Annotated in this window: 16 protein-coding genes; 7 read left to right on the top strand and 9 right to left on the bottom strand. The window is 67.9% G+C overall.

Features of this window, described 5'->3' with window-relative positions; genetic code table 11:
- Nucleotides 1-17 precede the first annotated feature (17 nt).
- The 3 genes from HRU76_04185 (at nucleotide 18) to ruvX (ending at nucleotide 3,664) form a co-directional block, all read left to right on the top strand.
- Complete coding sequence (locus HRU76_04185; protein ID QOJ16832.1) at nucleotides 18-1,262, top strand: ABC transporter permease; 1,245 nt, start codon at nucleotides 18-20, stop codon at nucleotides 1,260-1,262.
- A 188-nt stretch (nucleotides 1,263-1,450) separates the two neighbouring features.
- Nucleotides 1,451-3,091, top strand: coding sequence for a TolC family protein (locus HRU76_04190; GenBank protein QOJ16833.1), 1,641 nt, complete (start codon nucleotides 1,451-1,453; stop codon nucleotides 3,089-3,091).
- A gap of 153 nt (nucleotides 3,092-3,244) precedes the next feature.
- Entirely contained in the window at nucleotides 3,245-3,664 is a 420-nt protein-coding gene (ruvX, locus tag HRU76_04195; GenBank protein QOJ16834.1) for a Holliday junction resolvase RuvX, read from the top strand.
- 96 nt (nucleotides 3,665-3,760) lie between these two features.
- On the opposite strand, the gene HRU76_04200 is transcribed toward ruvX, so the two are convergent.
- Together HRU76_04200 and pgl are read right to left on the bottom strand one after the other, a co-directional pair.
- Entirely contained in the window at nucleotides 3,761-4,246 is a 486-nt protein-coding gene (locus HRU76_04200; GenBank protein QOJ16835.1) for a DUF1569 domain-containing protein, read from the bottom strand.
- A complete protein-coding gene (gene pgl / locus HRU76_04205) occupies nucleotides 4,243-5,178 on the bottom strand; it encodes a 6-phosphogluconolactonase (GenBank protein QOJ16836.1) in 936 nt (311 codons plus the stop codon). Before pgl ends, HRU76_04200 begins: the two co-directional genes overlap by 4 nt.
- Nucleotides 5,179-5,360: 182 nt before the next feature.
- Between pgl and HRU76_04210 the strand changes: the two genes are divergently transcribed.
- Nucleotides 5,361-5,915, top strand: coding sequence for a hypothetical protein (locus HRU76_04210; GenBank protein QOJ16837.1), 555 nt, complete (start codon nucleotides 5,361-5,363; stop codon nucleotides 5,913-5,915).
- Nucleotides 5,916-5,931: 16 nt separating this feature from the next.
- Here the strand turns inward: HRU76_04210 and HRU76_04215 are convergent, their stop codons facing one another.
- The 3 genes from HRU76_04215 to HRU76_04225 all read right to left on the bottom strand — a co-directional run bounded on the left by HRU76_04215 (nucleotide 5,932) and on the right by HRU76_04225 (nucleotide 11,387).
- Entirely contained in the window at nucleotides 5,932-7,881 is a 1,950-nt protein-coding gene (locus HRU76_04215) for an HDOD domain-containing protein (protein ID QOJ16838.1), read from the bottom strand.
- 419 nt (nucleotides 7,882-8,300) lie between these two features.
- Entirely contained in the window at nucleotides 8,301-9,953 is a 1,653-nt protein-coding gene (locus HRU76_04220) for a serine hydrolase (GenBank protein QOJ16839.1), read from the bottom strand.
- A gap of 147 nt (nucleotides 9,954-10,100) precedes the next feature.
- The gene (locus HRU76_04225) at nucleotides 10,101-11,387 is read right to left on the bottom strand and encodes a hypothetical protein (protein ID QOJ16840.1); all 1,287 of its coding nucleotides are present in this window, start codon (nucleotides 11,385-11,387) and stop codon (nucleotides 10,101-10,103) included.
- Nucleotides 11,388-11,643: 256 nt separating this feature from the next.
- Between HRU76_04225 and HRU76_04230 the strand changes: the two genes are divergently transcribed.
- Nucleotides 11,644-12,456 carry a peptidyl-prolyl cis-trans isomerase gene (locus HRU76_04230; protein ID QOJ16841.1) on the top strand — a complete coding sequence of 271 codons (813 nt, stop codon included), beginning with the start codon at nucleotides 11,644-11,646 and terminating at the stop codon, nucleotides 12,454-12,456.
- An 87-nt stretch (nucleotides 12,457-12,543) separates the two neighbouring features.
- Here HRU76_04230 and HRU76_04235 read toward each other — a convergent pair whose 3' ends face one another.
- Genes HRU76_04235 through HRU76_04245 form a run of 3 tightly spaced genes read right to left on the bottom strand, consistent with a single transcriptional unit; the run spans nucleotide 12,544 to nucleotide 15,811 of the window.
- The gene (locus tag HRU76_04235; protein ID QOJ16842.1) at nucleotides 12,544-13,356 is read right to left on the bottom strand and encodes a sulfotransferase; all 813 of its coding nucleotides are present in this window, start codon (nucleotides 13,354-13,356) and stop codon (nucleotides 12,544-12,546) included.
- Nucleotides 13,353-14,345, bottom strand: coding sequence for a hypothetical protein (locus tag HRU76_04240; GenBank protein QOJ16843.1), 993 nt, complete (start codon nucleotides 14,343-14,345; stop codon nucleotides 13,353-13,355). Before HRU76_04240 ends, HRU76_04235 begins: the two co-directional genes overlap by 4 nt.
- Before the next feature lie 20 nt (nucleotides 14,346-14,365).
- Nucleotides 14,366-15,811 (bottom strand): hypothetical protein, encoded by a 1,446-nt coding sequence (locus tag HRU76_04245; GenBank protein QOJ16844.1) that lies wholly within the window; start codon nucleotides 15,809-15,811, stop codon nucleotides 14,366-14,368.
- A 94-nt stretch (nucleotides 15,812-15,905) separates the two neighbouring features.
- Between HRU76_04245 and HRU76_04250 the strand changes: the two genes are divergently transcribed.
- On the top strand, nucleotides 15,906-17,876 hold the full coding sequence (locus HRU76_04250; protein ID QOJ16845.1) for a SpoIIE family protein phosphatase: 1,971 nt from the start codon (nucleotides 15,906-15,908) through the stop codon (nucleotides 17,874-17,876).
- A 99-nt stretch (nucleotides 17,877-17,975) separates the two neighbouring features.
- Here the strand turns inward: HRU76_04250 and HRU76_04255 are convergent, their stop codons facing one another.
- A complete protein-coding gene (locus HRU76_04255; GenBank protein ID QOJ16846.1) occupies nucleotides 17,976-18,599 on the bottom strand; it encodes a PEP-CTERM sorting domain-containing protein in 624 nt (207 codons plus the stop codon).
- Nucleotides 18,600-18,954: 355 nt separating this feature from the next.
- On the opposite strand from HRU76_04255, the gene HRU76_04260 reads away from it, so the two are divergent.
- A complete protein-coding gene (locus tag HRU76_04260; GenBank protein ID QOJ16847.1) occupies nucleotides 18,955-20,214 on the top strand; it encodes a hypothetical protein in 1,260 nt (419 codons plus the stop codon).
- Nucleotide 20,215 lies beyond the last annotated feature (1 nt).

Raw genomic sequence — 20,215 nt, forward strand, 5'->3', positions numbered from 1 at the left:
CCGTGGTTCGCCCGCCCATGATCCTCAACCCCCTTTTCCTGGCGCAGACCGTGATGCTCGCCCTGTCGCAGATCTGGGCGAACAAGACGCGGTCGTTCCTCACCTCGCTGGGGATCATCATCGGCGTGGCGTCGGTGACGGCGGTCATCGCCGCGCTTGACGGGCTGAAGACCAAGGTTCTCACCGAGTTCCAGACGCTGGGCGCCAACAAGATCTTCATCATCCACGACCGGCCCGACGGCGAACCGCGCAACAAGTACCCGTGGGAGAAGATCCGCCTCAAGCCGGAGGAACTTGAGGAGATCGCCGCCAACTGCCCGTCGATCAAGCACGTCACGCCGCAGACCACGCTGGGCGCGATCATCCGCGCCGGCGACGAGATGCGTGAAGGCGTCGAGGTCACGGGCATCTGGCCCACCTGGCATGAGATCGAGAATCGAAGCGTGCTGATGGGCCGCCCGTTCAACCGCATCGATGAGGAAATGGCGCGGCAGGTCTGCCTGGTCAACGAGGACGCCATCAAGGAGCTCCGTCTCGACGCCGATCCGACCGGCGACACCATCCTGCTCAACAACCGCCAGTTCCTGATCGTGGGCGTGGTGGAGAAACGCCCCGCCAGCATCTTCAACCAGCGCAACGTGGCCACCGAGGTCATCATTCCGTTCTCCACGGCCCGCAAGATGCAGCCGCCGGACTTCTTCTTCTTCATCCTGGGGCAGACCTGGTCGCCCGACGTGGCGGAGGAGGCCAAGGCCGAGGTGCGCTTCGTGATGCGCAAGGCCCGCAACCTGCAGCCGGGCGACGCCGACACCTTCGAGGTGCAGGCCATCGACCAGTTCATCGCGCAGTTTCAGGCGCTGGCGGCGGGCATCACCGCCATCGCGGGCGGCATCGTCGCCATCTCGCTGCTGGTGGGCGGCATCGGCATCATGAACATCATGCTGGTGTCGGTCAGCGAGCGCACCCGCGAGATCGGGCTGCGCAAGGCCGTGGGCGCGCGCCCCGGCGCGATTCTGATGCAGTTCCTGGTGGAGGCGGTCATGCTCTGCTTCGCGGGCGGGCTGGCCGGTCTGACGATCGCCCAGCTCCTGGCCTTCGGGCTGACCAAGATTCCCAACGCCGGGCTGGAGCAGGCGGCCATTCCGCTGTGGGCGGTCATCATGGCCTTCGCCTTCAGCGCGGCGGTGGGCATCATCTTCGGCATGTTCCCCGCCGTGAAGGCCGCCCGACTCGACCCCATCGAAGCCCTGCGGCATGAGTGAACATGGTCCGCCGATGAACACGGATAAAGAGGATCATGCCGATCGGAACGTGTTCGGCCAGCCATCTCGGGTGCTTCGGCTCGATCCCCTGGTCGCAAGGGAGCACCGTGCCAACCAGCCGCCCTTTCGGTACTCGACCGCTTGACGGGAGCCGACCAGTCGTGACGAACTCTACACGCTTTCCATCCGTGCTCATCTGTGTTTATCTGTGGATGAACCTGACCGGCTGCGAGAACGCCAATCCGCTTTCCCGCAACGACTACTACCTCGAGATCGCCCGTGAGGGCGCGGTGGAGATAATCGACGCGAAGGATTTCGCATCCTCGTCGCGCACGCCGCCCGTGTCGGTGGAGGAGGCGACCGCCGCGATGCGGCGCGACTGGTCGCCTCAGTCAATGGTGCGCCCCGGCGAGCCGGTGTCGCTTTCGCTGGCCGAGGCCCGCGCCGCCGCGCTGGCGGGCAATCTCGACCTGCAGGTGACCCTGTACGACCCTGCCATCGCGCAGGAATCGATCAACGAGGAGGAAGCCCGGTTCGAGTGGGTGTTCACCGCCTCGGCGCGTCGCACGCACGTGGACGCCGCCACCGCCTCCACGCTCGCCAACTCGCAGGCGCTGATCGACGAGTTCGACTTCGGCGTCAACATTCCGCTGCGCACGGGCGGCACGGTCAACGTCAACCTGCCGGTCAACCGCACCGAGACCAACAACGCCTTCGCCACGCTCAACCCGTCGTTCTCGACCGACCTGCGGTTCTCGATCTCCCAGCCGCTGCTGCGCAACGCGGGCGTGCGGCCCAATACGCACGGCATCCGGGTGGCGAAGTACCAGAAGCGCCTGACGGACGCGCTCACGAAGCTCGAGGCCATCCGCGTGCTGGCCAACGTGGACCGCGCCTACTGGAACCTGTACGCCGCCCGGCAGTCGCTGGACGTCGCGCTCAAGCAGTATGAACTGGCGGTGGCGCAACTGGAGCGCGCCCGCCGTCGCGTGGCGCAGGAGACGGCCCCGCGCATCGAGGTGACGCGGGCCGAGTCCGGCGTCGCCCAGCGGCTTGAAGCCATCATCGTGGCCCAGAACGCCGTGAAGCAGCGGGAGCGCGACCTCAAGCGACTGATGAATCGCACAGACCTGCCCGTCAATAACCAGCAGGCGGTGCTGCCCACCACCGAGCCCAACCCGCTGGGGCTGCAACTCGACGCCGGTGAACTCGCCGCCTTCGCCATCGACAACCGCATGGAGATGCTGGAGCAGGAGCTGCGGCTGGCGATCAACGCCAGCACCATCGACTTTCAGCGCAACCAGGCCCTGCCGCTCGTGGTGCTGGACTACTCATACACCGTGAACGGACTGGGAGGCAACCTCGGCAACTCCTTCGACCTGATGGCCAGCAAGCGGTTCGAGGACTGGTCCGCCGGGCTGCGCGCGGAAATCCCCATCGGCAACGAAGCCGCCAACGCCCGCATCAACCGCGCCATTCTCGAGCGGCTGCAGCGACTGGCCACCAGGGAGCAGCGGCGCCAGGCCATCGAAACCGAGGTGCGCAACGCCGTGGACACCTTCGACACCAACTGGCAGCGCGTGCTGGCGGCCAGGCAGGCGGCCATCCTGGCGGGCGAGGTGCTGCTGGGCGAGCAGCGCCAGTACGACGCAGGAGCCCGCACCAGCACGGATGTGCTCGACGCCGCCGCCGCTCTCGCCGACGCGCAGAACGCCGAGATTCGCGCCCTGGTGGACTACCAGATCGCCCAGGTCGATCTGGCTTTCGCGACGGGAACTCTCCTTGGACAGGGTCAGGTGCGATGGGAAGCCAAGGGACTGGAGGAGTGAGCGGAAGACGGTTGGGCTGATGGACCGGCTTTCGGCTTTCGGCTTTCGGCTTTCGGCTGCATTCCCCTCGTCCCGTGTCAGAAGGCCGGAGTGAGGGCTCTTCTGACGGCGCACGGACCATCACCGCACACTCCACCGCCCCTACACTCCGTCATGCGGCTGATGGCGGTTGATCTGGGCGACAAGCGCACCGGGCTGGCCGTGGGCGATGATGAGACGGGCATCGTCACGCCCGTGGAAGTGCTGAACATCATTCGCCCGGCGCAGGAAGCGCGGCTGATCGAGGCGATTCTCCATGCCGCCCGTGAGCACGGAGCCGCCGTGCTGGTGCTCGGCCTGCCGATCAACATGGACGGTTCGGAGAGCGACCGCGCCCGGCTGGTGCGCGCGTTCGGCGCGCGCCTGGAGGCCGCGGCGTCGCCGCCCATTCGCATCGTGTATCAGGACGAGCGGCTGACCAGCGACGCGGCGGAGGCGTACCTCGACCGCTCCGGACGCACGCGCGGGGAGAAGAAACAACGCCGGGACGCCCTGGCGGCGATGGTGATTCTGCGGGATTACCTGAATCAGTGAGAACCGACTGATGGGGACTGTGGCGCGGACGTCTCGCCCGCGACCATCATCCGCACCTGTGGCGCGGGCGTCTCGCCCGCGACCATCGGATCCGGCTCAAGTCCCACCGTGCTTGAGAAAACTGAAGTGCATCTCTGCATGGCGACAGTGGAGTTGCTCCCACTCTTCGTGCGTCAGCGGGCCGAGAACCGGGCTGGGCTGCTCCATCCGCTCGCCCTGCTGCACGCGATCGACCGCGCGCCACAGCTCCGACACGGCGTCGTCCCACGTCACGTCCGGGTCCGGCAGAAGCAGGTCAAAGCGGCCCGGAAGCGTGATTCCCGGCTTCAAGGGCCTGGTGAGCATGTGACGCTTGAACAGCCGCCCCAGCGCCCGCAGGATGAACGGGGCCATGAGGCCCTGGAAGCCGTCAATCGACAGATGAATGAGTTTCGCCACGTGCTGCACGATCTGGGCGGGCGTCCAATTGCCCGTGGCGATGACGGTCGCGCCGTCGAACTGCTGCACGTCGGCCAGCAGGTCGCCCAGCCAGGTGAAGTGCAGGGGACGCCGATCCTTGACGAGGTTCGTGCGAACGGTCATTTGAACTCGTTCTCATCGAAGGGCGGCGCGTCGCCCTCGAGTTCGTCGAAATCCATGCCTGGTCGATCGCGCCATGTCAACGGTTGGCCCGCCTCGGCGCCGGTGGCGGATGATCCCTCACCTTGACCCTGCAAGCCCAGCCCGGCGGCCTCGCGGTCCAGATACCACACCAGGTCGCCTCCGGTGGGGCGCACTCCCAGGATCGGCAGCTCCTGCACCGTGTCGCGCGCCGAGGCCACGCGGCGGATTGTCTCCGCCTTGCTGAAGCCCGTCACCATCACCGCCACGTAACGTGCGGAGTTGAGAAGCGGGTACGTCATCGTCACACGACCGGGCGACGGGGTCTGCCCGCCCCGGTTGAGCCGCACCAGCCGGGCGTCCTCGTTCACCGCGTCGCTGTAGGGGAAGAGCGAGGCGGTGTGCCCGTCCGCACCCATCCCCAGGAGCACGAAGTCCAGTCGATCCTGCCCCTTTTCGCGCCACATCAGGTGCTCGCGCAGCTCGCGCTCGTATTCCTCGTCGCACGCCGGTGAGCACGTCGAGATGGGATGCACCTGCTCGGGCGGAATGTCGGCGTGATCCACGATCGTCTCGCGGATCATGCGATAGTTCGACTCCGCATGGTCGTGCGGCACCAGACGCTCATCCACCAGCCACAGGTGGGTGCGACGCCAGGGCAGAGCGCGGCAGGCGGGGTCGTACATCAACCGCTGATAGAGCGGCTCAGGCGTGCGCCCCCCGGAGAGCGCCAGGTGGAAGTCGCCGAAGCGCCGCACGCACTCCAGACCCTGCACCACCATCTCGGCGGCGATGCGGTCGATCACCGCGTCTACGTCCTCGCACACGATGACATCGCTGGCGCCGGGCAGCCGCGGACCGGCGGGGGGCGGCGTGATCGCGTACGGATCGGGCTTGCGACGTGAGCCAGGCATGGGAAGCCCCTGATTATGCCACGTTCCAGGGCGGATCGCCAGACGGGAAACGTCTGGTTTCGGGTGTGATTGCGTGAATCGAGCGTTGCCGATGCAGCGCCGCCGTGCCGCGCGACGCCCCGGCGGGTACACTCCATGCAGCCCGCGATGGAGCGCGGCCGCACCGCGTACGGAGACCCGCCATGCGCCGACACCGAGAGACCGTCATCCCCGCCCGACTATCCATGCCAGTCCGCCTGGCCCGGCTCGTCATCGCGTGTACCGGGCTTGGGGTGGGAATCGCGCTCGCCTCGTGCGCACCCTTCGCCACCTACCCGCCCATCGAGGGCGCGTCGAGCATCGACAACCCCGCCTACGAGCCGGTCCCGTCGATCATGGCCGCGGCGATCCAGCACGTGCACGCCCGTTTCGGGGGCGAGCGTGAGTACTTCATCAATCTGCCCGCCGGCTGCCCCGCCAAGGTGTACGACCTGGTGATCGCCAAGCTGGGGACGGGCGCGCCCATGACGCAGCCGGACCAGTGGACCTATCACGTCACGCAGGTCCGCTCGCGGGCCATGAACGCCGAGTGCGACCTGGTCTTCCCCCGCGCCGGCGGCGGCGTGGGCCAGATCACCGTGCACCTGCGCAAGGAGTTGACGGGCTACAGCGTGCAGTCGTCCAAGATCTGGAACCTGCCCGTGGAGGCGCCTCCGCCGCATTACGTGCCGGCGCCGACGCCCGGCTCGGGCGGATGATGCGGGCGCTCCGTTCTCAGGCCGCCATCGACATCGCGCGCGACTCGTCGTCCCGGCCCGCCTCCTCCGGCGCTCCCGCAGCGCCGGTCAGGAGTCCATTGACCACGCCGATGAACCGGCGGATGGTGAAGGGCGTGGAAAGCTGAATGACCCGACGGCCTTCCATCAATGAGGGCATGGGCGCGATTCGTCCGCCCGCCGAGAGACAGATGAGCGGTAGTTTCGGCAGTCCCTGGGCCCGTTCGCGCTCGGCATAGGCGCGGGACATGGGTTCTCGATCGCGGGGGTTGCGGAAGCGGATGAGCCCCAGGTTGGCGGGCTCGCCGTCACCCCAGTCCGCGAGCTGCTCGACGAAGATGCGATGCGCGTCGATGGCCGGCGCGGGGGCGACGTACAGGGGACGCAGCGGCCTGAGCAACTGCGACTGATGCACCAGGTTCAGTTGATCCCAGTTCGACAGGTTCGATCGCGCCAGCAGGGCGAACTTGATCTTGTCGGTCTCGTCGCGCGCGGTCATCTCGATGCGCGCGACGACGGACGGATCAAGGTCGAGCAGTTCACAGAGATCCTCGGTGGGAGCAATCGTCTCATTGCCGCTCGAACCGAGCATGAAGGCGTGGGCGAGCCGGTCGGCCAGGCCGAGCGTGGCGACCTCGGTCGCCTCGTTGGAGGCCACCTGGCGGATGTTGCCCGCCGAGACGTGGTGCATGGTGATGGGCGTGATGAGATGGCGCGAGAACTTCCAGGTCTGGAACACCCGCGCGGTCACGTCCGCGTGGGTGATCTGAAGCATGGCCTGCTCCACCTGCTCAAGCGGGAGCATGAGTCGTCCGGCCGCTTCGAGCACCTGCTCATAGGGTTCGCGGGCCTCGGTGAGCAGCACCATGCGCCCCACGTCGTGCAGCAGCCCCATGGTGAAGGCGCCGTCCACTTCCTTCTCGTCGCGTGAACGGGCGATCTCGGAGGCGATCAAGCCGGTGGCGATGGCGTGCTCCCAGAACTGGTCCCCGTCCACCGTGCCGTCGATGGAGCGCACGCTCAGGCGCTCCACCAGGGCCAGGTTGAGAACCGCCTGCCGAATCTGTCCCACGCCGATGCGCAGCACGGCCTTCTGCATGGAGTCCACCGGCTCGCCGCGCGTATACACCGCCGAGTTGGCCAGCCGCAGCACCTTCAGCGCGATGGCGTGGTCGCGGCTGATCGCCTTGGCGATCTGTTCGATGGAGGCGTTCTGGTTGCCGGTGAGTTTGAGCACCTCGCTCACGGCTGGCGAGAAGCCCTTGAGCTCGCCGCAGCCATCGATCATCTCCAGCAGGCGCGACTTGCCGATGGGCGGGCGCAGCGACTTGAGCGCCGCGGTGTCCTCCTCGAGCGTGGGGGGAACCTCGATGATGAGAGGATGCTCACGGTCCGACGATGAACCGCGCGGAGACGCCTCCACCACCGACGCGGCGGTGAGAGAACGCGGCGCACCCACGCCGCCCGTCGGCGACCTCCGGGCATCGACGTGGTCCGGGGACACCGGTTCGGACCTTGTCGCGGCCGGGGGCGGAGTCGCGGCGTCCGTCATCGTCACCGCGGTTCCGGAGGTCGCCGACGGAGCGGCGAGAATGCGATCCAGCTGCGCCAGCACGGCGCGCAGCGAGAACTCCTGTTTCAGCACGATCCCGCGCACGCCGAGTCGGGCGGCTTCGATCAGGCGGGCGCGATCGCGCACCCTGGTCAGAATCACCACCGGCAGCGACCGCGTGCGCTCGTTGCCGCGCAGGGCGCGCAGCACACCCTCGCCGTCGAGTTCGGTAAGCGCCAGGTCAAGCAGCAGCACGTCCATGGGCGCTGTTCGACAGATCGTCGCGGCTTCCCGGCCGCTGGCGACCGTCGTGACGGCGTAGCCGCGCTCGCGGAGCGCTTCGGACAGCAGTTCCCGGGACATCGGGTCGGCGTCGGCCAGGAGGATCGACTTCATGGCGTTCTCCCCGCGAGAACCGCCGTGCGTGATCTGATCCCGAATTGACGGCGCCGCCACCTGGGGCGGTCTCCGGCGGAACATGACGGCGCAACGGCGCCGTCGTCGGGGTAGAGTCACGCATCATGGCGGAACCCTCGCTCATGGCCCTCCACAGGAAGGCCCCAACCTGAACTCCGCGCCAACGGCCCTCGCGGACCATGCCTCCGACAATCCAGGTCGGAAGCGGCGCGATCGAACGCCATCTTCATCGGCTCAAACAGCAGGCCGCTGAACCCGACCTGCGTGATTGGACTTCGATGCAGGTTTGCGGACGTGACGCGCGTCGCTTATCGGCCGCGGGAGATGACCATGTCGCCCCCGGAGGATACGGGAGGCGTTGCACGAGGCGCCATTACCACGATTCCCCACGTCTTCGGTCAGATTCCGCCCAGCGAGAGATTGGCCAGTCGCTCCGCCGCTGGCAGGCCGGTGTCGGCGTTGAAGAGGATCACCACGCCGCACTTTGAATCCGGATACCAGCGCATCAGGCAGCCGACGCCCTGACGAACGCTCGACACCTGGGCGCACCGGCCGAACTCGGTCTCCCGCACCTCGATTCCCAGTCCGAAGTGCCAGCCAGCGAGTGCGGGATGCTCCAGCCCCGGCGCATGCATCGACGCGATGGACTCGATCGTCAGCACGGGTCGGACGCCGTCAGCGTGGCTGCCGAGCATGAACTCGAGCAGCAGGCCCAGATCGCCCGCGGTGGTGAAGATCGGCGAGGCCGGCTTGCGGGGCTCCATCGCCGCCAGGTAGGGCGTGCCGTACTCCGAATGGCCCGTGGCCACGTCGAACCGCTCGCGCGTGACGTAGCCAGTGCGTGTGGCGTTCATGCGCAGCGGCGTGAGCACCCCGGCTCGCACGCGCTCGCCGAAGTACCCGTCGAACTCGTCGCTTTCGCGCTGATCGGCGGTGTCCGGGTTGGCCAGGGCCTTCTCCACGGCGCGCCCCACGGCCAGGTACGCCTCCGGCGCCCACGTGTACTTCACCCCCACGCGGGACGGGTCGAGCACGATGGTGCGGTTGATTTCGTCATCTACGCCCTCGGCCGGCTCGGTGAGACGACGGGCCGCCAGTCCGGCAGTGTGATTGAGCGCCCGCCGGATGGTCACGTCCCTGGCGAAGTCGAGCGAGCCGAAACGCAGCGCGCTCGTCCACTTCGACAACGGGTCATCAAGCGACCAGGCCTGACGCTCATGCAACTGCATGGCCACAATGGCGGTCAGCAGCCGCGCCGGTCCGTCCACGCGAAAGAGCGTGCCCATGCTCAGTCGCTCGTCGCTGCGCTCGTCCTTGCGACCGAAGGCGCCGGTCCACACCACCCTGCCGTCCGACACCAGCGCGATCGAAGCCCCCGGCACGTGATGACGGGCAAGGATGGCCGGCGCCTCCCGCTCCAGGTCGCCCACCGCCGTCTGCCACGCATCCGTGCGAATAGGTCGCGGCGTGACCGCTTCCTCCGCGACCAGCCGCGTCATTCGCTCCGTCAGGGCTGCGAATCGCGGATGCGACCGCAGGGGGTCGAGCGACCCATCCATGGACGTGTGCCGCTCATGCCGCCAGCCCAGGGCGATGGCCTTCTCGTAGGCGTCAAGGGCCTCGTTGATCTTGCCGCGCGACGCCAGCACGCAGGCGAGGTTGTAGTGGGCCGCAGGCCGTTCCGGAACGAAGGCCACCAGCTCCCGCGCCGCCTGCTCCGCCTTCGCCGGTCCATCACCGGGACCGGTCATGCCGCTGATGATCTCGTACACCAACTGCTCGGCGACGCGGCCCCGCGTGCCCCGGTCGGGCTTGCGCGGATCGACGAGCGTGTCGAACTGGAACCAGTACGGATCCTCGCGCGTCAACGGAGCCGACGTACGAAAACGCCCGTCACTTTCGGTGATGCGAATGACGCCCACGTCCGGAATCTGCCCGGACGCCGCTCCGCTTCCCCATCCTCCAAGCCCAACAACGATGGCGGCGGCGACCCGCAGCGCGCTCGAACGCCGCGCGAGACGCCCCCCACCGCTGAGCGTGTTCCGGGTCATTCAGGACACCTCCGACGAGTTCTCGGACCTGCCGTGGGTCTTCCCTCGCAGGCCAGCACCCACCATTCACCACGACGCTTCAACCGCCCTGGGCTGTCACAAAGTCACCTAAGGCAAGACGAGGCCACGTCAATCGACGCGGGCGGCTCAGGGAAAGAACTTCTTGAGCTCCAGTTTCTTCAGGGCGCGCTCATAGGCGGCGATCAACTCCGGCAGGTCGGCGGGACGTTCGGACTCCGGCGACGACGCCAGCACTCGTTTGAGGATGTCGATGGCCTGCTTCATCGCCTTGATGCGCTCATCCAGATCGAGGTCGGCGTTCTCCGACTGCCTGGCGAGCGATCGGGCCTGCTCGACTTCGACCAGGAATGGCGAATCAACCGGAGCATCGCCATTCCCCGGCGGCGAGCCGTCAACACCCGCGCCGCCCGGATCGCCCGGCGCGGCGCCCGCCCCCGGCGGAGTGGAGCCGGGGGTGCCGGGGTGAGCGGTATCTCCGTTATCAGCGACTTCCGACCCGCCATCAACCACGCCCCCGGTTCCACCGGGCGGCAACTTTGTCACACCATCGACGGCTCCGTCACTCTCTCGCGTTTCCCCGATCGTGCCGCCAGGCCCACCACCGCCGGTACTCGGCGCCGGACGGTTCTTCTGGTAGGCGATGATGCCGCTGACGCCCGCCACCGCGAAGGCCAGCACCAGCAGGATCACCAGCATGCGCACGGTCTGCTTCTGACGGGCGATCTGACGCTCGAGCGTGCGCTGACGCGCCGCCAGGTACGAGGCGTCCACGTCGAGCCCGATGCTCGGAGGCGGCGCCGGCTGGGCGGTCGCCACCGCCGGAGCCGACGCCAGCGCCGAAGCCGCCCCGTGCGTCACCCCCTCGAAACGGGAGCCCCCGGCCATGAGTTCCTCGTCGGTTCCGAAACTGGACAGCCCCGGCGCGGTGGGGCGCAGCACCTCTCGCGCGGTCCACTGACCGGGTGATGTGTCGCTCGGGTCCACGTCCCCCGGCATGGGCTTGACCTCAGGAAGCCCCAGGAAGTTGCGATCGAGGTACGCGCCGAACGGCGCCCCGCACTGCGGGCACCCCAGATCCTTCTTGTTCACGGCGGCGTCGCAGTGGTGACAGTACCCCAGCAGGTGAGCCACGCCGGGCGTGTGCTTGGCGATGGTCCAGAACTGCTTGGTCGTCGGCCCGCGGATGATGGTGTACTTCGACACCCGTCCCGCATCGATCAGCTTCACCAGCGTCTCGTAGCTGCAGCCGGGCTGGAACGGGTTGTTGGGATCGCGCACGAACCACGGCCCCATGGCGTTGTGAGTCGCCTGCCGGCTGAGCGGCTCGAACAGCCCCTTGCAGTGGCGGCACCGATCCCCGGAGGGCTGCGTGTCGCCGCAGTACGGGCAGATCACCACCTTGACCTTGGGCATGCGGTCGCGGCCTCCGTTTGACTCGTTCGGCCTGTGCGGATTCCCTTGCACCATGGCAGCGTACCGCGCGCGGATCGTCCGGGGAAGTCTCTGTGCCCTGACGGGACTCTGGTTATACGGATGCGCCGCCACACCGGATTCGGCAGGGAATGACGCGAATCCCACCGAGACGGCGACGGCGCAACCCCCCGACGCCCCCCCAGCCGCCGGGCGGACCGCGGCCCAGCCGCCGGGGACCGGGCGGACGATGGCCCTGGTGGAAGGCAAACCAGTTCGGATGAGCGATCTGGAGCCGCTCCTGCTGGAGATGGCCGGAACCCAGGCGCTCGCCGAAATCGTGCTCGATCGGCGTCTGGAACTGGAGATGACCCGGCGCGGGCTGTCGCTCGACGCCGGGGCCGTCGAGCAGGAGCGTCGGCTGCTGCTGGCCACGCTCAGCCCCAACGCCGATGACGCCGTGCGCCTGCTGAGCGAACTTCGGACCCGCCAAGGGCTTGGCCGGACCCGGTTTGACGCCCTGCTTCGGCGCAACGCCGCCCTGCGCCGACTCGTGCGCGACGAGGTGCAGGTGACCGACGCCGCCCTCCGTCAGGCGTGGGAAGCGCTGCACGGCGAACGTCGGCAGCCGCGGCTGATCGTCACCCCAACGCTCGCCCAGGCCGAGCACGCCCTGCGGCGCGTGGCGCGGGGCGAATCCTTCGCCGACATCGCCGTGGACATGTCCACCGACGTCAGCGCCTCGCGCGGCGGGCTGATTGAGCCGATCAGCGCGGGCGACCCGTCGTTCCCCCCCGCGGTGCGCGAGGCGCTCTTCTCGATGCAGGCGGGCGAGGTGTCGCGCCCGATCATGGTCGATGGCGGATTCGCGCTGCTCCGCCTGGAGCGGCTCGTGCCCGGCACGGGCCGGACCATCGAGGAGGAGCGCGAGCCGCTGACCGAGTTCTCGCGGCGCCGGCAGGAGCGCCTCTTGATGGAGCAGCTCGCGCGGCGGCTGGTGGATGAGGCGTCGCTCACCATTCTGGATGACTCGCTCCACGACGCCTGGCGACGCAGCCGGGGAGGCGAGTGAGACCGGGGCTGAGCAATTGCCGATGCCGGTTGTTGATCCTTGGTGATCGTCTTCCTGCGACAACCAATGACCGGGAACTGAAACCGTTCAGCGGGAGCCGCCGCCCGCCTCATCGCCGTAGTTCCAGAACGTCGCATAGTCAGGCATCAGGTCGAAGAGCATGCGGGCCTGATCACGCAGCGCCGCGTCCGGCTCATCGCGCCAGCGACCGGCGCGCCGGGTCGTGATCGAGCCGCCGTGCAGAGCGTGCTCATCCGACCGTCCGGGCGCGCGGGCGAGAAACCCGCCGATCTCGCCCGTGGCGGCCACGGGAATCGGACTGTCGATGAACCGCCTGACACGCTCGATCGCGCCAGGGTCCGCGGTGAAGTCCTCGTAGCGCACGCGCAGGGTCGGCCCGGCGGCGTGCATATCGAGCTGGAAGGCGAACTGTACGTTCAGGTCCGCCGCCACGCGCTGAGGCGTGTACTCACCCTTCCACGTGCCAAGCCCCTGCCTCTGGCGGTGATAGAGCGAGATGTAGATGTCGCGCGGGTCGCGGGCGGTGAGGATGATGCGCATGGACGGGAAAGCACGCTGGTACGCGCGCCAGCCCTCGTGGCGGATCTCCTTCACGCCCAGCTGGCCGATGCGGCTCGCCAGCGGCGTCACGACGTCATCGCGCAGCACCTCCACCGCGTGGGGCGTGCGGCGCCCGGCGAGCCACCGCTCACGCCGCGCCTCGAGATCGAGGCCGAAGGGGGCGAGCAGTTCAGCGTCGCCGGGTTTGATCGACCAGCGATTCTCGCCGAACTGCGGCTCGATGAAGATGTACGAGTGCGGCAGCGCGGTGAGCGCCTCGGCCAGCACGGTGGAGCCGGTGCGGCGCAGCGACGCGATGTATACGAAGGGGCGGATCATCTGAACGAAGCACCCGATGCACCCGTCGCACTCACGTGCAGCCCGTGAATCGTGTGATGCACATCGCGCGAGAGCGTGAACAGGTCGAGCAACTCGCCCCGGTCGAGATCGAGCAGCGCGATCGACGCAGGCGACAGACCGACGAACAGCCGCCCGTCCGGCAGCAGGTGCTGGCCGCGAACGAACAGCGGCAGCGCGGCGGGGCGAACCGGGCCCACCTGCTCCAGCAGGGCGGCGACGGGAGCGAACTTCGCCAGGTCGATGGAGCGCTCGCACGCCCCGTCAGGACCGTACATCCGCACGCGCCGCCCCCTGGAGTCGTTGATGACGCAGCGATCGCCCCGAAAAGACAGATTGTGCGCCCCGTGCAGCAGCGGATCGTGAACGAGCACCTCATCGCGCGTGACGTTGTAGACCACGCCCAGCCGGTTGAGCAGGGCGAACACCTCGCCATGATGCACGCGCACGGCGTTGAGATGGCAGTGGCTGGGGCTCTTGGCGTGCGATTGATCCAGCCAGCGCGTGCGATTGTCGGCGTGTCTGTCGATCACCAGCGGCGACAGACCGAAATCGCGCTGCAGCCGGGGCGTTTCACGCGGCCACCACGATTCCACCACGCGCCCTGACGCATCCAGCCGAAGCGCGGCGTCAATGGCGGTGGAGCACACCCAGATGGAGTCATCCCGCGGATCATCGCACAGTTCATGCAGACCGACGAAGAGAGGGTGCGAGAGCCGGCCCATCTCCCGCAAATCCTGGTCGAACTGATGCAGAGTGTGATACGAGGCGACCCAGAGCCGCCCGCCCCGCGGCAGGATGCCCCGCCCGCCGCGCGCCCCGCCGCGGGGGTTGCCGTCCACCACGTCCGGATCGTCGGCGTACAGGGGCCTTCGCGCGATGACCCGTTTCGAGCTCCAGTCGAGCGCGACGATCTCGCCGCTCTGCTCGTGCGGCACGGCGCGGACGATGGTGGTGAAGTGGATCAGCACGAACAATGGACCCGGTGCATTTATTGATACGGCAAGGGCAGCGTGGGGTCGCCGAAGAGCATGAACTTCATGCCCTGGAAGAAGATGCTGGCCGGGTACCACGAGTCGGTGGGGACGAGGTCGCGCAGCCGCTCGTGCCGCACGTAGTAATTGATCGCGTGCTTCCAGCAGTCGCCCAGTCGGGGCGAGTCAAGCGTGCCGATCGCCTCGGCGAAGCCGTCCAGCAGCGTCAGCCCGCAGGGCTGGCTGCCGGTGTTGCAGCCGAAGTAGGCCGCCGCGCCGTTCTCGCCGGCGCGCAGCAGTTGCTCGCCCAGACCGGTGGGGTTGTGCCCGCCGCGCTGGTACGGCGCGGGCGGGGGCGGCGGGGCGCCGAATACCTGCCCGGCGTTGGTGCCCGCGTGCTCCACGCCGTCGATGTCCACGTAGGGCTCGTAGGGCGGCAGCGTGGCGAAGCGCGCCGTGGAGCAGCCCGCCGAGAGAATGATCGCGGGATGTTTCGCGTTGTTGATCTTCGTGAGCGAGCCGGTGTGGATGCAGTGCTCCCACCCGTGATCATGCCCGTGCCCAGCGTGGAAGAGCAGCGTGACGCCGTTGTTGAGCAGATCGACCACCTGCTGTTCATCCGGTGGCGGCGTGTCGAAACGTTCATCCCCCCCCCTGTAGTACCGCTTCTGGATCATCCACGACTCGCCAAGCGAGGCGGCCATGCGGTCCATGCGGCTCCGCGCATCGACCCATCCACCCACCATGATGAACGCAGCCGTTCGACCGCGCAGCGCCGCGGCGCCGCGTCCCTGCGCCCCGCCGGACGACGAAGGCGCTTCGTCACGGATGGATCGTTCGTACGCCAGCGTCTTGGCGACCACGATGGCCGTCTCCCCGGGCGTGCTCACCGGCCATCGTCCCAGAGCGAGTTCGGGCAGGTAGTCAATATCGTCGAAGTTGATCGGATCGTTCTTGTTCTTCTCGCCGCGCACCTCGCCGAAGTAGCGGGCGTGGAAGCCGTCCTTCGCGCCGTTCCAGTCCTCGAACGAGCCGTCGGGCTTGGCCACGTCGGCGTAGTAGAGGTCAGAGGGGTAGAACGCATAGTCGAAGGCCGGGGCGGTCACGCGATCGAGCACCATGTAGCGGACGGGCAGCACGTCGGCGTCGCCCACCAGCAGCACGTACCGAGCGGCTCGCTCCTTCCATGCGTCGTACAGGAAACGCTTGAGTTTCTCCGGGTCGTCCACTCCCTCGTGCTGCGCGAGCACGGCTTCAAGCAGGATCACCTCGACTGCGAACTCCCCAGATCGGTGCTCGATGTACGGGGCAAGCGCCTCGCGCAGCGATGAGGGCGTCACCACGATCAGTCGGGGGGGGCCGTCGGGCGTGCTCGAATCGGCGACCGCGACGGAGCCGCCGCCCACCGCCGCAATGGTCGCCGCAAGCCATGCCAGTTGTATGACGCCGCACCAGTTCCGCATCGAGTTTCCTCGCCTGATCGGGGGTGTTGCCGGGCAGACCGCGTCCCGAACGGTCCGGCATGGTATCGTTCCGCCTTCCCGCGGGACATGAGTGATGCCCGGACGACAGCCCTCCATCCGCACGCTGATCGCGCTCATGGTGACGATTCCCATGGCGGCGGTGGCGGCCTCGCTGGTCACGCTGTCGGTGGTCACCAGTCGCCGCGTCGCCGAGGAGCTGGGCGCCAACCTGGTTCGCCACACCACTGTCAGCGTGCAGGCCCAGGTGCGTCAGTACCTCAGCGAAGCGGTGCGCGTCAGCGACCTGTATGCCCGGCGCGTCGCGGATGGCGTGCTGCCCCTGGATGGATTGACCGCGTGGGAACGCCCCATGCTCGATGACCTGCTTACTTCGCCCGATGTGGCGTCGATCTGCCTGGGCACCGAGCGGGGCGACGCCACCTGGCTGCTGCGGGCGCATGGCCGGCTGGAAGTGGGTCGCGTCACCGGCGGGCGCAACGACGAGGCGGTCGAGTACGTGATGACGCCCGACGGCGTCGTGGCGCCCGACCCGATCCGCATCTACTTCTACGACCCCCGGATCCGACCCTGGTACGACTGCGCCCTCAAGCACGATGGGCCGGTGTGGACGCCCATCTACTTCTGGTTCGGCGAGCAGGGCGAGGAGTCGGTCACCGGCACCGGCTACGTGCGGCGCGTGAGCGATCCCGCGACCGGCCTGAACGGCGTGCTGGTCATCGACGTGGCGCTCGGCGCCCTGAGTTCCTTCATCGCCACGCTGCCCATGGCGGAAGTGGGAGCGATTTTCATCATCGACGAGCAGGGGCTGCTGGTGGCGTCGTCGCTCGGGCCGGTGAACTCCGAAGCCGGCGAGCGACTCTCGCTGCGAGGGTCCGCTCATCCCGCCGCCCGCGCCGTGACGCCGATCGTGGAACGGGCCTCGGCGGCGCCGCATTCGATGCACCGCGTTCTCGTGGATGACGCCTGGGCGCGGGCCGCGATCGTGCCGCTCAAGCCCCACGCCGGGATCGACTGGCGCGTCATCGCGGTGCTGCCGGAGTCGGCCTTCATGGCCGAGGCCCAGGCGGTGCAGCAACGGGCGATCCTGCTGGGGTTGATCGCGCTGGCGGCGGCGATGCTGTTGGGCTTCATCCTGTCAAGGCGGCTGGCCGACCCGCTGGTGCGCCTGGCCGATCACGTGCGCCGCGTGGCGTCCGGCGACTTCGACAGCCGGATCAACCTGCGCGCCTCGCGCGAACTGACGCAGCTCTCCGCGGAGCTCAACGACATGGCGTCGGGACTGCGCCAGCGGATGGAACTGCAGCAGTCGCTGACCCTGGCGACGCAGGTGCAGAAGTCGCTGCTGCCCGCCGCCCCGCCTGTCGTGGACGGAATCGAGATCGCGGCGCGAAGCCGGTACTGCGAATCGATGGGGGGCGATTACTTCGACTTCGTACCCGTGGAATCCCTGCCCCGCGGCCGCCTGCTGCTGGTCGTCGGCGACGTGATGGGTCACGGCATCGCTTCCGCGCTGTTGATGACGACCGCCAGGGCCGCCCTTCGCGCCGCCGCTCCCGCGGCGACGGACCTGGGCGACGCCATGTCGCGGCTGAACCATGTGCTCGCGTCCGACGCACGCCACGGACGCTTCATGACGATGACCATGCTGACCGTCGATCCGAGTCACGGCGCGGCATGCTGGGCCAGCGCCGGACATGACCCGGCTCTGCTCTACAGACCCGCCACCGGCCAGTTCTCCATGCTGGATGGAGGCGACATCCCCCTGGGCGTCATGCCCGACCTGGCGTACCAGCAGATCACGCGCGACGGGCTGCGTCCCGGCGACGTCATCATCCTCGGCACCGACGGTCTGTGGGAGGCACGGAACCCGCAGGGCGAATCGTACGGCAAGGATCGGCTCCGCCAGGTGATTCAACGCACCGCCACACCCGGCGCCACCGCGGACCAGATCGCCGCCGCCATTGAGTCGGATCACGCGGCGTTCCTCAACGGTCGGGCGATCCAGGATGATGTGACATTCCTGATCGTGCGTATTCCGGACTGATCCCCACGGCGATTCAGGTCGGCCGCGAATGACAGCCGCCCGCATCCGGGGATGCGGGCGGCTGGAACGAATCACGAATCCGGCTGTCGTGCGAACGATTCACGCTCGGCGCCGACGGCGTGTGCCCACGGCCGCGCCCAGTCCCAGCAGGGCCAGCGCGCCCGGCGCGGGAATGACGTAGCCGATGTCCACGATCCCGTAGTGGTAGCCCGCCAGTGTGCTGGTCGGATACTGCACCGCCGCGGAGTTGTGGAAGCGCATGGTTTCGTACTTGATGACGCCGGTGGGGTACCACTCCGCCGGCAGGTTGTTCCTGAAGTAGTACGCGGCGTTGGTGCCCGGCGAGTGGATGCCCACGGTATAGCGCTCGCCGTTGATCAGCGGCACGGGCGTGATGGAGTGGTACTCCCACACGTTGCCGGGGGTCAGAATCGTCGTGGTGCTCGCAACCAGCGTCATGGTGCTGTTGCGCCACAACTGCAGCGTCACCTGCTGACCCGTGGCGGGGGTGCGCAGGCCGATCTCGGTGGCCACGACGTTGTCGCCCTGCACGGTGAACTCGTAGCCGCGGAACCACGCCTGCACGCCGAAGTTGGTGCTGAACCCGTAATCAACGGGATTCAATCCCTCCAGCGGGTGGATCTTGCCGCCGGCCATCGCTGGCGAGGTCGCCACCGCGACGCCCACGATGGCGGCCGCACTCTTGCAGATCAGTCCTCTCATGTCTGGGTCTCCCCTTTCACCCGGAACAATCGAACGTGGCGCAACCACGCGGCCGCACCCACACCATCCATTGAACCACGTTGATGAAAAAACGCAAGCCGAAAACGATCATGATCCAGTGAAGGTCAGTCGAATCGAATCACCGATGCAAATCACGTTGTTTGAATGAGTTACGCATCGAATGCAACGCGAGCCAATGGCGAACTTGCCCAGTTTCACAATGACGGCGGTCGATTTCCCCATCGGTGAACGCCGCTTCGATGCACGCCACTGCATGGGCGTTGGAGGTATCATGAGCCGCGTTGGGTCGTGATGCCGGCACTCACCAGCGGTCATTCGGCCACGGAGGCGACCAATGACCCTCGCCAATCCTTCGCTGCTGCTCGCCGTCCTCATCTCAAGCGTCCCGGCGTGGGCCGCCCAGGATGACGACACCCCCGTCCGCCAGCCGCGCGGCTGGCGAGGCCTGTGGAAGGTCACGGCTCACGAGGTCACCGACCCGCGGAACCGCGTTCACCCGGAAGAGACGTTTCACGGCATCGTCGCCGTTCGCGGAAGCGTGGCGCAGGTGTACGGCCGTCTTTCGACGTGGGCCATTCCCGTCGAGTCCTTCATCCTTTCCGGAGACACGCTGACCGCCGAGGTGGCGAGCAACTGGACCAACCCTGAGATCCCGCAGAAGGTCAAGGATGAACTCAACAGCCGCAAACTGCCCCACCGCGTCGAACTGAACCTCGCCGGCGATGGAATGACCGCCACGGGCGTGGACAGCGGCCCCTGGGCGCGGTGGAGCCGGGAACGGGAGGAAGTCACCGAAACGTATCACTTCGACCGTCCCCTCACGCTCGAGCGGATCGGGACGATCACGCGCTTCGTGCGCGTGAGCAGCGATGGCGTCAGCCGTCCGATCGTGCGCATCGGCGAGGATGATCCCTTTCATCTCGAACTCATCACCCGCGAGGAAGTGTCGATGCCGAGCGAGCGGCCCTTCGGCACCAACATCCCGCTGGCCCTGGTGGTGGAGGGCGGTTCGGGCGCGTTCAACATGTTCCGTCCCGCCGGCGCACGGACAGCGGAGGCCGGGGGTGGATTCATCCACCGCAGTCCACCCATCCGGCTCAGGCAGGGGCCCGCCGGCGCCACGGCGCGGTTCACCAGCGCGGATGGCGCCGTGGTCATCACCCTGGCGCCGGGCTCTCGACTGCTGGGAGCGTACGGCCCCCCGATCATCGAACGGACCGACCGTTTTCCGAGGATGCTCGCACCGGACGATCACGTGGCGGTGACGTTCGACCCCAGGCCCCCGGTCCGGTTCTACGCGGTCAGCGCCACCGGGCTGCGCCCCGTGGAGCGCATCGCCCTGGGGCTGCCGATGGTGGTGGAGGTGCTCTTCGACCGTCCCATTCCCGAAGCGGCCTGCGAAGTGATCTGCAAGGCCGGCGCGGAGACGCTGCGGCTGGTGGCCCACCGCACGAAGGAAGACCCCCTGCTCTACCGCACGGGCGCCTTTCTGGTGCGCGCGGGGAGCACCGAAGGGCTCGATCCCCCGCTGCCCGGCGAACTGCGCGTGACGCGGCCCGGCACGGATGACGGCGACGAACAGCCGGACGATTGAC

Source organism: Phycisphaeraceae bacterium (assembly GCA_015709595.1).
GTDB lineage: Bacteria > Planctomycetota > Phycisphaerae > Phycisphaerales > SM1A02 > CAADGA01.

Excerpts from the sequence above, each read along its gene's own strand:
- HRU76_04185 (QOJ16832.1), top strand. The coding sequence starts at position 18 with ATGATCCTCAACCCCCTTTTCCTGGCGCAGACCGTGATGCTCGCCCTG.
- ruvX (QOJ16834.1), top strand. The coding sequence starts at position 3,245 with ATGCGGCTGATGGCGGTTGATCTGGGCGACAAGCGCACCGGGCTGGCC.
- HRU76_04200 (QOJ16835.1), bottom strand. The coding sequence starts at position 4,246 with ATGACCGTTCGCACGAACCTCGTCAAGGATCGGCGTCCCCTGCACTTC.
- pgl (QOJ16836.1), bottom strand. The coding sequence starts at position 5,178 with ATGCCTGGCTCACGTCGCAAGCCCGATCCGTACGCGATCACGCCGCCC.
- HRU76_04210 (QOJ16837.1), top strand. The coding sequence starts at position 5,361 with ATGCGCCGACACCGAGAGACCGTCATCCCCGCCCGACTATCCATGCCA.
- HRU76_04215 (QOJ16838.1), bottom strand. The coding sequence starts at position 7,881 with ATGAAGTCGATCCTCCTGGCCGACGCCGACCCGATGTCCCGGGAACTG.
- HRU76_04220 (QOJ16839.1), bottom strand. The coding sequence starts at position 9,953 with ATGACCCGGAACACGCTCAGCGGTGGGGGGCGTCTCGCGCGGCGTTCG.
- HRU76_04225 (QOJ16840.1), bottom strand. The coding sequence starts at position 11,387 with ATGCCCAAGGTCAAGGTGGTGATCTGCCCGTACTGCGGCGACACGCAG.
- HRU76_04235 (QOJ16842.1), bottom strand. The coding sequence starts at position 13,356 with ATGATCCGCCCCTTCGTATACATCGCGTCGCTGCGCCGCACCGGCTCC.
- HRU76_04245 (QOJ16844.1), bottom strand. The coding sequence starts at position 15,811 with ATGCGGAACTGGTGCGGCGTCATACAACTGGCATGGCTTGCGGCGACC.
- HRU76_04250 (QOJ16845.1), top strand. The coding sequence starts at position 15,906 with ATGCCCGGACGACAGCCCTCCATCCGCACGCTGATCGCGCTCATGGTG.
- HRU76_04255 (QOJ16846.1), bottom strand. The coding sequence starts at position 18,599 with ATGAGAGGACTGATCTGCAAGAGTGCGGCCGCCATCGTGGGCGTCGCG.
- HRU76_04260 (QOJ16847.1), top strand. The coding sequence starts at position 18,955 with ATGACCCTCGCCAATCCTTCGCTGCTGCTCGCCGTCCTCATCTCAAGC.